The organism is Pleionea sp. WD8-19 (assembly GCF_055326765.1).
The window spans coordinates 16395-31524 of sequence record NZ_JBUZOU010000002.1 but is presented as its reverse complement, the minus strand read 5'-3'; the positions used below and the strand labels follow the sequence as shown (position 1 = coordinate 31524).

Genomic DNA, 15130 nt, shown 5'->3' with positions numbered 1-15130 from the left:
TTTACCCATTATCCACACTATCCTCTTAACGAGTTGGTAATGACAATAAATCGTTATTAGCCTAATTTTTCAGTTCAAAATTAATTCAATATTATCAAGTTGCCCAATCTCCAAATACCTTGAACCAATAATACTTTTTATAGGTTTCTTTGAGTCAATCGTTGTCAGTCAAAAGGCAATGGATAACGTATTGAAATGAAAATCAGTTCAATCACAATAAGAGATTTGTTCTTTTCGAAAAGTTTCTGTAATGTGCGGCTCGTATTATCCGCTATGGATTTTATCGTTTGGGTTTGGCTCTCGTTGTTAGTGTCGAATATCCGTTATTCATTTTATTCAAGGTACTGTTATGAAAAAAAATGTTTTTTTCGTCTTCGTTTTTTCAGTTTTTTGTTCATTATCATTTTCAAATGACCTGTCTTGTGCAACAGAAGAAAATGTGAGTGGAAGTTTTAGTGGATTGGTAAACGTCAGTAATATTGAAGCGTGCAATTTTGATACTTCGGACGAACGTGAATTTGAAATGTTATTGCACAGCAATTTGGATTCACCCAATTCGAGCTATTGTTATTATGGTTTTTATAATGTTGGGATTAACGATAACTTGCCGCTCAACGCTCTTATCGATGAGTTGCGGAACACGCACTACACTGGCGTAGAGTGGAATGATACTCAAATACTGGATTTAGTGTCATGGGGTTTAGAAAACCATGCAAACGTTTATTTGGGTTATGGTGACTGTGCATTCAGCAGTGAAACACCCGTTAAAATTTTTAATGACGATTATTCCGTCATGATGGACTTTATCATCGTTCATTGGAGTGAGTAGACTTTCTTTTATTGTGACATTGCGCTGGGACGCGGAAGTGTCTCAGCAAGCGTTAAATAACCGAAATGAAGGAATGGCGGTTAAATAGAAATTAAGCGACTCAATCTTCATGGTCCGACCAGTTGATCTGTCACCTCTCTTAGCGCATAATCGACCTCATCTAGCAATATCCGAAAGCATCAATGAAAGTAAACGTCATAAATCTCGATAACTCGTCGATGAAGCTATACGAGTTACCCGGTTACATCCAGTCCATTTATCTTGCTGAAAGCGATAATCAATTCATGTTACTCGATGGCTGCTGCCGAGCGGATATCGATGTGATTCAACATTTCATAACTCAAGAGCTGGGCCGTTCATTTTCTGACCTTGCTTTAGTGATTGTGACTCATATGCACCCGGATCACGCTGGCGCCGCTCATAAGTTAAGACGTTTAACCGGTTGTAAAATCGCTGCCAGTAATGTGAAAGGGCAATGGTATTCGGGGTTTGATGGAACATTAATGCACTTAACGGATATTGCTTTGGCGCGATGGGTTGCCAAGCGAAAAGGCAAGCCTTTCAAAAACCTTTGGTATTCGGCAAAATTAAAGCCAGACGTTCGGTTGAATGATTTAGACGTCATTCCCGGTTTTGAAGAGTGGCAAGCGCATTTTACGCAAGGCCACACCGATCGAGATTTATCACTGCATCATTTACCCAGTCAGAAAACCTATGTTGCGGATTTAATTGTTAAAGTAAGAGGGCAGTTTATTCCGCCATTTCCTATATTTCACCCAAATCGCTATCGTATGTCTTTAAATAAAATTCAGTCGATGAAAAGTCATTCGGTTATTTTGGCACACGGTGGGGAGGTTCAACTTTCGGATGAAGATTACGCTGAATTGCTCAATAAAGCGCCTAACGTCCCGTTAACGCATTGGCGATCGATCAAAATAAAGTTCAAGCAAGCGCTGAGCTAGAGACTCTAGTGTTCCGAATCGTATTGAGCTGGTTATGGATGTTCCCTTAAAGCGCTCATTGACAAAAAATTTGCTTAAACCCTTAAAAAATGGCACCTTAGTGCCCATTTTTCACCGTTAGTATAAAAATAATTTAGGAGAGTCGATGTCTGAGTTGACCAAACAGTCACTGATTATGCGAATACTCAATGGCGTAGAACGGGCGGGAAACAAGCTACCCGATCCCGCCATGATTTTTCTTATTTCAATGGTAATTATTTGGGTATTGTCTGCAATACTTTCTCAAGTGTCCTTTGAAGCATTAGATCCTCGAACCGGTAACCCCATTGTTGTAAATAACTTATTAACAGGCGATGCATTAGCTGCGTTTTTAGCGGGTATGGTTAAAACCTTTACCGGATTTGCACCGTTGGGGGTTGTGTTAGTGGCTATGTTAGGTGTTGGTGTCGCAGAACACTCGGGCTTTATTAATGCTGGTTTAAAATTGATGCTCAAAGTGACACCGCAAGCTTTGCTTACCCCTTCGGTTATTTTAATTGCGATTGTGAGCCATACTGCAACCGATGCTGGATACGTTCTTGTCATTCCTCTTGCTGGAATTATTTATTACGCAATGGGGCGTCATCCTGTTGCGGGTATTGCGGCTGCATTTGCGGGTGTAAGCGGCGGATTTAGTGCCAATTTTATTCCTTCAGGAATCGATCCGCTATTACAGAGCTTTACGCAAAGTGGTGCACAAATTATTCAAGCCGATATGCAAATTAACCCGCTCAACAACTGGTTTTTTACTTCGGCCTCGAGCATTTTAATTGTTTTAATCGGGTGGTACATCACCGATAAAATCATTGAGCCTAAACTGGCTTCGACCAAAGTTGAAATGGATGACGATGATCATCCCACGTTTGACGAAATTACCAGCAAAGAAAAGCGAAGTTTTTTAGCGGCATCTTTAGTCATGATTTTAGGATTAGTGCTGCTATTTTTTGCCGCTTATCCGTCGGATTCACCGCTAAGAGCTGAGAATGGTGAATTATCGAACTTTGGCGCGCCGCTCATGCAGTCCATCGTACCGCTTATTTTCTTATTGTTCATTATTCCCGGTGTTGTATACGGCTATTTGGTCGGAAGTTTTAAAAGCAGCAAAGATATGATCAATGCGATGAGTAAGTCGATGAACTCGATGGCTTACTACATCGTTATGGCATTTTTCTGTGCGTTGTTTATCGATGCGTTTGGTAAATCAAACATTGGTGCATTAATGGCAATAGAAGGCGCTGAATTATTAAAAGCCTTACAACTGCCAAGTGCCGTAACGATTGTCGGTATTATCGTTTTAACGGGTGTGGTTAATTTATTTGTTGGTTCCAGCTCGGCAAAGTGGGGATTATTAGCGCCCATTTTTGTGCCTATGTTGATGCAGTTAGGTATTTCTCCCGACTTAACACAGGCGGCTTATCGTGTGGGCGACTCAACCTCAAATATTATTACGCCGTTAATGCCTTACTTTCCTTTGGTTGTGGTTTATTGCCAACGCTATGTTAAAGATACCGGTATCGGTACCGTCATTTCATTGATGTTGCCTTACAGTGTGGCACTGTTTGTTGGTTGGAGTATCTTTTTATTGATTTACTGGTGGATTGGTATTCCGTTAGGGCTGCAATCAAGCTACGTTTATCCCAGTTAAAAACAAGGGCCACTCACCTGCCTGGGTGAGTGGCCAAACGCCTTTACGTACCTGGGAAATTACCCGGTATAGTCGGTAAAGTATAGCCTCTGTTTTCAATGGCCTCGGGTATGGTTGGTGTGCCGTCGCTATCTAAATCAAACGCATTGAGTAAGTCTTCGGTAATCGCCGGCGATGCGCTTTCATCGCTTAAGTCGTTATCTAAATCCGTATCGTAAATAAAGCTTCCCATACCGTCGTATTCGCAGCTATTGGTTGGGGCGTAAGTAATATCGTTACCACCGGTAGGTGTATTAAAAACTCCACTCACTTCATCTAACGAGAAAAATTGTCGTTGCGCGAATGGCTGCAAAGTATGGCTGTTGTTCGGGCCTGCCCAATTGCAGATCATGCCTTGAATGTTGCCATCGGTTGACTGAATGGGATCACCAAATCCAGCGTAGGCTTCGCCGTCCAACGGACCGGTACCACCTGTTTCATGATAATTCACCCCCATTAAAAAAGTACGAGTGTGACTGTCTCCCACGCCGGCTTGCCAAACATAGGCATAACTTCCTTCTAATGTTGTTGGATCCATTTCTGCGCCAAATAAATTAAAGTTTTCACTCCAACCATCGGGGTTGCTGGTTGCGTCGTAACGATTACTCGGATCGACTTGTCCAAAATCGGCAGCCATTGAATCGGTCACAAAACCTTCCACATCTGGACCACACAAGATTGCGGTTCGACTTTGAAAGGCGAGCACCGTTTCGCTGCTGCGTGAATAAGCAAGGCTACCGTTCAGAGTTCTATCACTGTCTGGGCAATTTCCGCCGCCAAAGACTGAGCTGTCTCCGGTGACCGAAAATTGCAGTAATCCTTCAAAGTTAAATTCACTGGACGCGGTGATATGGTTCATGGAAACCGTAATCGCATAAGTGTTTGAGCCTTCGGTATAATCGTAACTTTGTTCATATTGCCATTCCGAATCACTCACGCGCATTAAGCTTGCGGAGCTGAATGTGACTCCTGAAATGCCCGCATCATTCATTTCATCGGTTAAGTCTAATGTATCGCCTGAACTTGGGCGTGGATAACTGTTTGCATCCGCAAGGTAAAGCATGCTTGCCAAACCCATTAATGCGGCAAACGATTGGTTTCGAACACCTTGGAGCCGAGCATTGAGCTGAGCCGCCGAACAAGTATGTCCGCTTGCCGTATCGGTTTCTAACCAAATCATTAAATCGCCACCAGGTAACTCACCGGAATTTGGAATGGCACCATCCGGGTGGTCTTGGTAGAGCAGGTTGGGACCATAGCAATTCGCATTAACGCCCGATTGAAAAAATAAATTAGGTGTAAACGCATCGTTTACCGCTAGTGTTCCATTGAGTAACTCATTGATCCTGTTCACAGCGTCGGCATAGGCGGTCGTCCAATTCACCGATAGCGGTTGAGTGAGTTTCGAAAGTAAAGGTGGAATGTCAGTGACCGTTTCGGTTGGTGAGGTTACCGCTAACCCTTTTGGAAACGTTGTTTGTTTATTAAAACCTAAAACCGCGTACTCGACCGTCGCTGAAGCGGTTTGTCCCGCCGTAACGGTAACGGATTGACTCGCATTCGAAGAGCCATAAGTTTCCGTATCGGCTAAAACATTCTCTGTTGTAACGGTGTATGAGCCTGGTGTCAATTGTTCCAGTGTTATTGATTCGGTCACCAATTGGCTATAGTTCCCAGGGCCCGTTACCGTAACGTTTGCGTCACTACCATCGGGTAATCCGGATACGGTGATCTGTAATGAACCGGTTGTAGGTGAATAATTCGATGAACCGTAACTGGAGGAGTTACCGCAGGCGTTGAGTAAAAGTGTGCTTAATAACAGCAGTAATAGAGTGATCGATCGCATGGCATACTTCCACTATGTTTATTTCAGTATCATTAAACATAGTGGAAAGAGCCGCAAAAATAAAAATGGATGCTCGCAATCAGAGTCGATCTATAAATATTTTAACCATCTATTATTGTTTTGAGATTTTAGCAGGTAAAACCAACGGCAAGGTAGATACAGCAATCCTATAAGAATTAACCATGCAATGTACGTTTTCACTAAACTGGGTGAAAAATCCGGCGGGACAATGTGTAAGTTGTGGTGATACTGGCTCTGGTTGATAAGAAAGTACCAAACGTGCAAAGAGGCATGGATTATTGCGATATGAATCAGATAGAAAAACAAAGGTACTCGACCGAAAATGAGTAAAATATTTTTTATAAAAATTGGCCAGTTTTGTATTTTGGCCATGATCAAACTGCTTACGCCTAATGTCGCCATTAAATAAAGTAAAGAAGGCGGATATTTATTAAGGTTGATAAACGATAAAGCACTGTAAATAATGCCTTGGTCCTGCGTATCCCAATGAATGGGTTCTCCGTAAATATTAAAATATCGCAAAAACACAAAAACAGAGATCAGTAACAAACCGGCATGCAGTAGCTGTTTACTTTCTGCATTTGCAACCCAAGGCGCCGTGACATAACCGAAAGCCATTAAGCCGACCCATGGTAGTAAAGGGTAGGCGACATAAACGGAGAGTTGTTCGGTGATTTTATGTAAACTGCTTTGGTGGAGAAAAGACCAAAACCAATGCAAATCACTGGTATTTGCAATCTGAAGATTATCTAAGGCGTTGTGCCCGAGTAAAATGGCTATAGCCATCAATGTTACCCAGAACTTTGGTAACCAGATGAGTGCTGCCATGATTATCATGGAAACGCCAAGCACCCAAATAACTTGAAGTACAAAAAAGTTGCCCAAGTCGAAATTCCACGAAAAGTTAACAATCGTTAATTCAAGTAGAACCAACCAGAAACCACGACTCAACAGATATTGAGTCAGTGCCTTTTTCGATTGAATTTTATTGCCGTATAAGCAGATACTAACGCCACTTAAAAATACGAAAACAGGTGCGCATAGGTGGGTGACCCATCGCGTTAAAAAAAGCTCTGGGGTGGTTTGCGATAAATCTGTAGGATCAAACTGAGTGATGCCCCAGTAGTTTCTGGTATGGTCGAGCGCCATAAGAATAATCACTAAGCCGCGCATTAAATCGATGTGCTGTAATCGCTTTACTTTTTCGCTCACAGGTGTCTCTTTTTATTTCTTTAAAAATTTTCTGATACTTTAAATGAAATAAAATTACTTGGTAAAAATTAATGAAGGTTTATCTCAAAAAGTAAGACAAACAAAGCAAAAAGAAGGGGCCTTTGAGAAAGTCGTGAATACTTAAGGACTTATTGCTTGTGCGTAAAGCGTTTTGCATGCAACGAGAATAATAGAAATAAAAAACATTGTTTTAACATGGAGTACTGCAATTTCGTAAATTGATTCGAAATTATACAGTTTTGCACCGCAAAATTGAATCGTCTCAATGAAAGGTAAATCAGCGCTCGTTGCACTGTTTGTTCAGTTAATTCAGGAGCTTTAATCCTTTAAAGCTCCGGGCTCATACTAAAGCGATTGCAAAAATTGGAGGAGATCGTCTTTTTCGTTTTCGGGAAGAGAGCGATAAGAGTCTCTGGCGTTTTGCGCTTCGCCACCATGCCATAGAATGGCTTCATCAATGGTTCTGGCACGACCATCGTGCAAGTAATTGTGGTGTGGAGTACAGTACTCATGGCCATCTAGGCCGAATGCATCCCACCCGCGTTGTCCAGCGACTCCACCCGTAACGCAAGCCGAAAGACCGAGCCCCCACAATGGAGCAGTGCGCCATTCACTACCTGATGCTTCTCCTTCTCCGAGTGTGTCGGCCAGTCCTTCTCCCATGTCGTGAAGCAGTAAGTCGGTATAGGGGTGTATTGTTTGGTTACGCAATTCTGCGAAAGGATGGTAGGCAATGGTTTGGAACGTTTCGACATGACAACCATTACAGCCAATTTGACGGAAAACCGTTTTGCCTCGTACCACGGCATCATCGTTGTAGTTACGCTGTGGTCTTACGCCCAACAACGCAATGTATTTGACTAAGTTTTCAAGGTGGTGATCGTCCAGCTCACTGCCGATGTTCCCGCAATTTTGCTGCTCACTTCCACAATCTGGTGTCGGTAGCAACGACGTCATGACACCCATATCCGTATTAAAAGCTGCCGCAATTTGATGTTTTAAGGAACTGGTTGCTGCTTTGTAGCCAAATCGTCCAAGTCGCGTTTCACCGGTTAATGGATCGAAGACCATTTGTGGCTTACCAGAAATGCCGTCACCATTCCGATCGGTTTCATCAGCAAGATTTAAAATGGCTTGTTCCGGAATGGCTTCGAGTAAACCAAGTCCATTTAATTGCGGTGCAAGACGGGCAGAAAACGTTTCTGGCGTTGTGTCACTGAACTGGTAATGGGGTTTGCGTAATCCATTGTGAACGGAGTAATGAGAAATGAAAACGTTTCCTTCACTCTGCGTTTCTGGAACCGCCGCAGTTTGTAAAACACGACCTAATTTCGGGTGTGGGTTGCCTAATGCGTCTCCCACTTTAAAAACCCAATGTTTTAATGGCGTTCCCACGTCCAAAACTTTTGCGCGCCCATTTCTTACATGGCAACTAGAGCACCGCGACTCGATGTAAAGTGGGCCGGCTTTATTCACAGCGACATCGAAAACGCCATTTTCTGAATGTTCATCGTGCGAACCATCGACAAACGATGAGTGATGCACTCTACGACCTAATACAAACGGCTGTCCATTGTCATAACCTATGTTGTTGGCCATTTGTTGAAAGTGACCATCGGGTTCCGCAGTCATTTGTACGTGCAATGTTGTATCACCTCCAAGTCGAGCCTCTTCGGGTACGGGAATGGAATCTCGTTGATAAAGCTTCCCCGCTTGAAAAACCTCTTTGTCCGTAACATCCCAAGGCACTAAGCCTTGTCCAACAATATATAAATAGGTGGTTCCGTAATAGTTTGCGCGGCCTCTGGGTAACGTTGTTTCATCTAGAAACTGACTGATTTCAAATTCGATTTTGTCACCGATTTGAATGGGGCGACCTTCGCGACAGTTGTAGGTGCCTTCTCGCCAGTAGTGCGTTGTATCGATCTCGTTCATGGATAAATTGTCACAGTAGTGGGCCAGTGTTCCGGTGCCTAGATAAAACCAACGGTTTTCTGCTTCACGGCTTCGTAGTTTGCTTTGCGTAGTGACATTCATACGAATCCGATCACCACCCTTGGCAATGTAATCAACGATTTCAATACTTGCAGTCCGGTTTTCCCAGTAAAACGCGAGGTAATGATCGTAAGCTTGAAAGTGGTTTTCTTTTGCGTGTCGATCGCGCGCGCGATCGGAAAAACGGGTTACTAATGCATCACCCCGATCGTAAGTGATGGCGGGTTCTAATGGTGTAGACGCGTCATAAAGTGGCACTATTTCACCCAGAGAATTGATGGGACAGCCATTTTGATCGACGGCAACACCGCTAGCCGTATTTGCGCATAAATCGATGTCGTCTGTAACGCCATCCCCATCACTGTCGAGATCCGTGTCGTGAGGACACCCTTGTTCATCAACAGGTGTGCCTGAAGGTGTGTTAGGGCATGCATCTTGTGCATCTGCTATACCATCACCATCGCTATCAGGTTCACTTTGAGGACAGCCAACACTGTTAACCGGTGTATTAGGTGCTGTGTTCGGGCACTCGTCATCGTCATCAAATACACCATCATTGTCGCTGTCTGACGGTGTGGAATCGAAATGATGTGTGTATTGAGACAGAGGTGTATCTTTGGCTCCATTAATGGCTACATCCCAATAAGTAAAGTTGTAATTAATAAGATCCCCGTCATTTAAGTGTTCGAGAAGCAACGTATTGCGACCATTATTATTGGACATGGTAATATTTTGCTGTGGTTGCTGATTAATTTGGTAATGCACAATCGCCCATTGCTCGCTCTCAACATAAAATTGGATGCTATTGGCTTGCGGATTTTCAATACCATAGGTGTCGGCATTGTTTGGGCAACCATGGTTATCCACTGGTGTATTCGGTGGTGTGTCGCTGCATTGATCTTGCTCGTTTAAAACACCATCGCCGTCATCATCGTCATGTTTTAATAATTGGATCCAGTTTAAATTGAATTCTCCGCCGTCTATTGCGATTTGTAATGTATGACTGCCTTCGGTTAGCTGGATTTGCGCTAACGTGTGCGTTTCAAAGTTTTGCCAACCTCCTGTGGAAGCGACAGTGTCTGAGGCGATTAATTGGTTGTCCACTAAAATGCGATAGTGAGCATTTCCGGGTAAAGAGGCGACTCGCGATATCAGCTGGTAGGTTCCAGCCACGCTTTCAAAATCGAACGCCAGCCATTCTCCGCTGTCGGTCCAACCGACATTAAAGCCACCTCCTTGATCCAATGTGGGCTCAATATCAACGTTATCGGTGCGAAATGCTCCGCCTGCATTTCCTGGCGTCGTATCAAAATAACGTTGATAGTTTTCAGCTTCGAGTAACAGGTCGGCGTGAAGCGGTGTAAAACTCCAAATAGAAATGCATAAACCCAATAATGTGATGCTCAAGAATGAAGGCTTACATTTAGTCGATACGGCCCTGCGATGCATTGGTTTTCTCCTTTATCTTTCTGAACTGTTCTTAACCAACGACTACCGGCTCAGGGTGAACACGGACACCTTAGTTTTGGAATGCGATGTGAACCTCTAAACTGGAACGATTTTGTGTATTGGGCTCTTTAACGCGTTAAACATGAGGTGTGTTATGAAAGCGCTTACAAAGTTAAGTCTGAATCGTTTTTTTGTCAACTTTTAAAGAGCAGTGGAGTGTTAATTTGGGTCCATTCTTCCTGCCGTTCTGCGAGTACCGCTTTGATTTATCCCAATTTCCTCGCTGCTGGGTTTTCCGGTTTCATATTGCACTTGCACATTTTGTTTTTTGTGAAAAAAATTAAAAGTGAACGACCAAGATAAAAATAATGTAATAAAAACAATAAGGTAGCTGGGTGTTTGAAACAAAATAATCTCAGAAAAAAAAGAATTTATAAAAATCTCATCTGGTAAGATGATCAGACCTCCGATATGTGGTTGGATAAAATACGAACAACAAAAACAATCCACTACAGGACCAATGCCATGAAAACATTTATCACACGTGTTGTGCGACTCAGTTGTGTTGTCTGGTTGCTGCTTTTTTCTTTTTCCGCACAAGCTCAAATCTGTTTTGAAATTCAGTTACCCGAGTCCGAGCGGTATGAATTTGATGACAGTATCGAAGTCACTTCCTACGACGGTGTAACCATTGCAGGCAACTTGTTTACGCCAAAAATTTCTCCTGGGAATGCTGGGTATCCAGCCATAATTTTTGTAAACAGCTGGGTGCTTGATGAGCATGAGTACATCGTGCAGGCAAAATCTTTTGCGGAAAAAGGTTATCTGGTTTTTAGTTACAGCGCTCGAGGTTGGGGATGCTCCTCTGGAGAGGTTAATGTGGCCGGCGAAAAAGACATGGCCGACTTGAGTGCTATCATCGATTGGTTAGAAAGCAATACTCAGGTAGATGTTAATAATATCGGAATCAGTGGTATTTCTTATGGCTCTGGGATTGCAACGGTAGGATTAGCGTTGGAGCCACGCTTAAAAACAGCGGTAGCTATGAGTACTTGGGCATCGTTAGAACAGGCGTTGTATCAATTTGAAACGCCGCGTATGTTCTGGGGGTTTTTATTAGTAACCAGCGGACTGATTACGGCCAATCTGGAAGCGTCGATTCCGCAAAACTATTGGAATTTAATCACTCATCAAGATATTCCGGAAGTGATCGAATGGGCTGAAGAGCGCTCAGTAGGTCCTCTTGTACAAGCGATAAACGATCGGCAAGCACCGGTTTATCTTGCAAACAGCTTTGGTGATAATCTTTTCCAACCCAACAACCTGATTCAGTTTTATCAGCAATTGACCGGTCCAAAACGTTTGGACTTGAATCAAGGAACCCACGCTTCAGCAGAAGGGTTTGGTTTAATTGGGTTACAGAATTATACCTGGACGAATACACATCGTTGGTTTGATTATTGGTTAAAGGGTGAAGACACTGGCATTATGGACGAACCTTCAACCACTATGAAGCTGGCGAATGAAGATTCACGAGACTTATTCGACAGTTGGCCAAGTCCTTCGGTAAGCAATCAAACGTATTATCTGGCGGATCGTGGTTTGTTTTCTAATGGCGAATTGAGGAGCTCACCTTATAAGCCTTGGTGGAGAAAAACTGACGTGATCATCAGTGGGTTGGATACCTTGGCGACGACGGGCATTCCTATTTTATCGCAACTGCTTGATGCGCATCTCGATGTTCCAGTCACGGTGCCTCTTGCCAGTATTAGCCGGGTAAATGGCATTGTATTTGAAGGTGAGCCCTTAAATCGCGAACTCAAAATTCGGGGCATTCCGAAATTGCAAGTGCAAGTGAAGCCTTCATACTCGAAGTTTCAAATGAATGCCTACCTGTATGATGTTTCTCCTAATGGAATGGCGCGGTTGATCACGCATGGGCCGGTTACTCGCCACGATGCAAAAGTGTTTGAAACGCAACAAGTGAATTGGGACTTGGTTGCTACCGCATACAATGTTCCAGCGGGTCATCGAATTGCCGTAGCGATTGATACTTTCGATCTTTTGTACGCCGTACCTACGTTGTTGCCGTATACCTTGGAGTTTAAATTTTCAAAATCTCTTGTATCTAAACTCGAGATTCCTGTGAGGTAAAATTAACACGGCCAAGGATGGCAATAGTGCTTATAACGTTTGTAAATAGGTAAAAATTACGCTTTTGTATCAATGATATAGATTAGAGCTGTTGTCTTAATCCCGCCACGTTCTCCGACTTTTTTGACTATACTGCTTTTAGCTTCATTCAATAAACCTTAAACATTAAATATTGGTGATTATGATTATGCGCCACTGCTTCTTGTGGTTTTTATTTGTGTTTTCACATTATGTCATTGCTTCGGAGCGTACGCTTGAAGAGGTCAAGAAAGATAAGTCTCAAGATTTATTTAATATGACTTTGGAAGAGTTGTTGGCCGTGAGAGTGACCGGTGCCGCTGTTCGTCAACTCAAACTCGATGAAGTTCCTGAAACCGGCAATCCATTTTCAGTGAGTGCATTGGAGCTGCCTTTGTCCATCGATATTATCACCAGCAAAACAACACGAGCTCGAGGTTTAAAAAGTGTGACCGAAGCCGCCGAGAATTTAGTCGGCGTTATTTCAGGCGAGTCACCCGCGGAACCTTCAAGCTTTTCAATGAGAGGGTTTATACGGGATTCTGTGATCATCCTCAGAGATGGTATTCGAACAGGGCCTGCTTCAATGACAATGCGTCCTCAAAATACGTTTAATTTGAAAAGCATCGAAATATTAAAAGGTCCATCCACACTCAAATACGGAGCAGGTACCGCTTCAGGTGTGATCAATATGATTACTAAAAAACCCGAGCTCACCGGAGGGACGACAACCGAATTGTTTGGGTCCAATGCGACCTACAATACCAACGAGTGGGCGTTGGGTGTTAATCACTCGCTGAAAGAAAGCTCTGCGTTACGTGTGGACTTGAATCGAGCCACATCAAATGGCTGGGTAGACAATACGCGTTCCAGTTCGTTGAATATGACTTTTTCATTATTAAATCGACACACGGAAAATTTCGAAACTTTATTAAGTTTTGATTATTTAAAAGATGATTTACCGGCTTATTGGGGCACACCTCTGGTACCCGCGTCATTTGCTCGTAACCCAATTCGTGGCGTAATTGAAACGAACGATGGGCGTGTCTTAGACGAGCAAATGCGGTTCAATAATTACAATGTGTTTGACCAACGTTCCGACTCGAAGCACCTTTGGAGTCGTCTGCTGAATCGTTGGACATTAGATAATGACAACGAAGTGAAGCTTCAGTTGTATCACTTCCATGCCCGAAGAGCTTGGCAAAATGCGGAAAGTTATGTTTTTAACTCGGATACACAGCAAATCGATCGGGATCGATTTTTTGTTTTTCATGATCATGATCTTTACGGGTTTCAATTCGATTCAACGTGGAAGCTTGATATTGGTAAAATGGACAACGAGTTGTATTTGGGTGTTGATGTAAGTCAAACGGATTTTTTAAGAGAGAGAGGATTTCCGGACGGGGACAGTGTCGATCCTTTTATGCCCAGTCGGGGTGCTTTTGGTCCGTTAGATAAAAGAGCCAGTCCGACCGAAATCAAGGTATTCGCTCTAATACTTGAAGATATGATGTGGGTTTCAAAAGATTGGACTTGGTTATGGGGTATTCGAGCTGAAAAAATTCAATTAACGAGAGACAACTTTGATGTGAATGGAGACTATATTGCGGAAGACAGTTTTTCTCGAACATTAAAGCCTACATCACACCGTTTGGCGACCAATTTCCGGTTGACCAATAACCTCTCGATCTATGCTCAGTGGAGTACAGGCCATGATCCCGTTGGATCGAATACGCTTTTAGTTAATGCCAATGAAAACTTCGATTACAGTGATATTCGACAATACGAAGGCGGAATGAAATACATTTCCAGTGGCCGAACGACTGAATTTACCGGTGCCCTTTTTGATATTAAGCGCAGTAATATTTTATTGTTAGTAACGCACGATACGGTTGGTAACTCGGGAGAGCAGTCTTCACAAGGTATCGAGTTTGCATTGTCACATAAATTTTCTTCAGACGCTCGAGTGGGCGGCAACATTGCGTATACGGATGCAAAGTACGGTAAATTTGTCGATCCAGACTTTGGTGTTAATGCGTCACAAAATACACCACCTAATGTGCCAGAATGGGTGGCGAATGTTTGGTTTAGCAATAATTATATTTGGGATTATCCGATCGAAATTGGTGGTGGTATTCGTTATGTCAGTGATCGATTTGTCAACTTTGAAAACTCTGTCGTATTAAAGGAATACGCATTGGCCAATGTGTTTGTGGCTTACGAAACCGGATTTAACTCGAGAGTCGCTTTAAACATTCGAAATGTGTTCGATCAAGATTATGCGCCTTGGGGCGATATCTTCTATCCCAATCAAATTGCTATAGGTCCACCTCGAACGATAGAGTTGAGTTTTCATACTAAGTTTTAAAAAGGATTTATTTTATAACAAATATTTTTTAAGGAGTTCCAGCGCCTCTTTACTTAACCCACCGAAAGCAACGCCGTATCCGTATCCTCGGTTGGAGGCTAAAAACACAATACGCGCGATTTTAGATGGAACTTTAATTAATTGCTTTGGATTATTGTTAACGGCTAAAAGACAGAGAACCGGCGTGTTTTGTTCAATAAAGTCACTGGTTTCGATGTAAATACCACCAAAAGAAATATTGACCGTTAGCGTGCTTATCAAATCTTCCGTATTACTTCTTAATTTTACTGCCCAACGCAATCGTTTGCGGGTGTAAACACGTCTTTCAGCTTTTTTTTGTTCGGCACTGCTCATGAATTGATATTAGCAGAGTGAGATTTTCCTGCCAGATTATTTTACGGATTGTTGTAAAGCACAAAAGCGACTTTCCGTTTTGTATTAAATCGACATATTTCGCTCAAAAAAACACATTCTCAAATATGTATATTGTATACAAAAAGTTTGCTGTGATAGCGTGATTTTATAACTTGAT

9 protein-coding genes are annotated in these 15130 nt (G+C 42.8%); 5 read left to right on the top strand and 4 right to left on the bottom strand.

Features of this window, described 5'->3' with window-relative positions; translation table 11 throughout:
• Positions 1 to 439: 439 nt before the first annotated feature.
• The 3 genes from ACTUJY_RS02790 (at position 440) to ACTUJY_RS02780 (ending at position 3475) form a co-directional block, all read left to right on the top strand.
• Complete coding sequence (locus ACTUJY_RS02790) at positions 440 to 829, top strand: hypothetical protein (protein ID WP_463614529.1); 390 nt, start codon at positions 440 to 442, stop codon at positions 827 to 829.
• 182 nt (positions 830 to 1011) lie between these two features.
• A complete protein-coding gene (locus ACTUJY_RS02785) occupies positions 1012 to 1791 on the top strand; it encodes an MBL fold metallo-hydrolase (protein WP_463614528.1) in 780 nt (259 codons plus the stop codon).
• Positions 1792 to 1936: 145 nt separating this feature from the next.
• On the top strand, positions 1937 to 3475 hold the full coding sequence (locus tag ACTUJY_RS02780; RefSeq protein WP_463614527.1) for an AbgT family transporter: 1539 nt from the start codon (positions 1937 to 1939) through the stop codon (positions 3473 to 3475).
• A 43-nt stretch (positions 3476 to 3518) separates the two neighbouring features.
• Here the strand turns inward: ACTUJY_RS02780 and ACTUJY_RS02775 are convergent, their stop codons facing one another.
• From ACTUJY_RS02775 to ACTUJY_RS02765, 3 genes are all read right to left on the bottom strand, one after another.
• Positions 3519 to 5360: a hypothetical protein gene (locus ACTUJY_RS02775; RefSeq protein ID WP_463614526.1), complete on the bottom strand. Its 1842-nt coding sequence runs from the start codon at positions 5358 to 5360 to the stop codon at positions 3519 to 3521.
• A 90-nt stretch (positions 5361 to 5450) separates the two neighbouring features.
• The gene (locus ACTUJY_RS02770) at positions 5451 to 6593 is read right to left on the bottom strand and encodes an acetyltransferase domain-containing protein (RefSeq protein WP_463614525.1); all 1143 of its coding nucleotides are present in this window, start codon (positions 6591 to 6593) and stop codon (positions 5451 to 5453) included.
• 366 nt (positions 6594 to 6959) lie between these two features.
• On the bottom strand, positions 6960 to 10058 hold the full coding sequence (locus ACTUJY_RS02765) for a di-heme oxidoredictase family protein (protein WP_463614524.1): 3099 nt from the start codon (positions 10056 to 10058) through the stop codon (positions 6960 to 6962).
• Between the two features lie 525 nt (positions 10059 to 10583).
• On the opposite strand from ACTUJY_RS02765, the gene ACTUJY_RS02760 reads away from it, so the two are divergent.
• A complete protein-coding gene (locus ACTUJY_RS02760; RefSeq protein ID WP_463614523.1) occupies positions 10584 to 12212 on the top strand; it encodes a CocE/NonD family hydrolase in 1629 nt (542 codons plus the stop codon).
• Between the two features lie 187 nt (positions 12213 to 12399).
• The gene (locus ACTUJY_RS02755; RefSeq protein WP_463614522.1) at positions 12400 to 14598 is read left to right on the top strand and encodes a TonB-dependent receptor; all 2199 of its coding nucleotides are present in this window, start codon (positions 12400 to 12402) and stop codon (positions 14596 to 14598) included.
• Positions 14599 to 14610: 12 nt separating this feature from the next.
• Here ACTUJY_RS02755 and ACTUJY_RS02750 read toward each other — a convergent pair whose 3' ends face one another.
• Positions 14611 to 14952 (bottom strand): PilZ domain-containing protein, encoded by a 342-nt coding sequence (locus ACTUJY_RS02750; RefSeq protein ID WP_463614521.1) that lies wholly within the window; start codon positions 14950 to 14952, stop codon positions 14611 to 14613.
• Positions 14953 to 15130: the final 178 nt, after the last annotated feature.

Excerpts from the sequence above, each read along its gene's own strand:
- ACTUJY_RS02755 (WP_463614522.1), top strand. The coding sequence starts at position 12,400 with ATGCGCCACTGCTTCTTGTGGTTTTTATTTGTGTTTTCACATTATGTC.
- ACTUJY_RS02760 (WP_463614523.1), top strand. The coding sequence starts at position 10,584 with ATGAAAACATTTATCACACGTGTTGTGCGACTCAGTTGTGTTGTCTGG.
- ACTUJY_RS02780 (WP_463614527.1), top strand. The coding sequence starts at position 1,937 with ATGTCTGAGTTGACCAAACAGTCACTGATTATGCGAATACTCAATGGC.
- ACTUJY_RS02765 (WP_463614524.1), bottom strand. The coding sequence starts at position 10,058 with ATGCATCGCAGGGCCGTATCGACTAAATGTAAGCCTTCATTCTTGAGC.
- ACTUJY_RS02750 (WP_463614521.1), bottom strand. The coding sequence starts at position 14,952 with ATGAGCAGTGCCGAACAAAAAAAAGCTGAAAGACGTGTTTACACCCGC.
- ACTUJY_RS02785 (WP_463614528.1), top strand. The coding sequence starts at position 1,012 with ATGAAAGTAAACGTCATAAATCTCGATAACTCGTCGATGAAGCTATAC.
- ACTUJY_RS02775 (WP_463614526.1), bottom strand. The coding sequence starts at position 5,360 with ATGCGATCGATCACTCTATTACTGCTGTTATTAAGCACACTTTTACTC.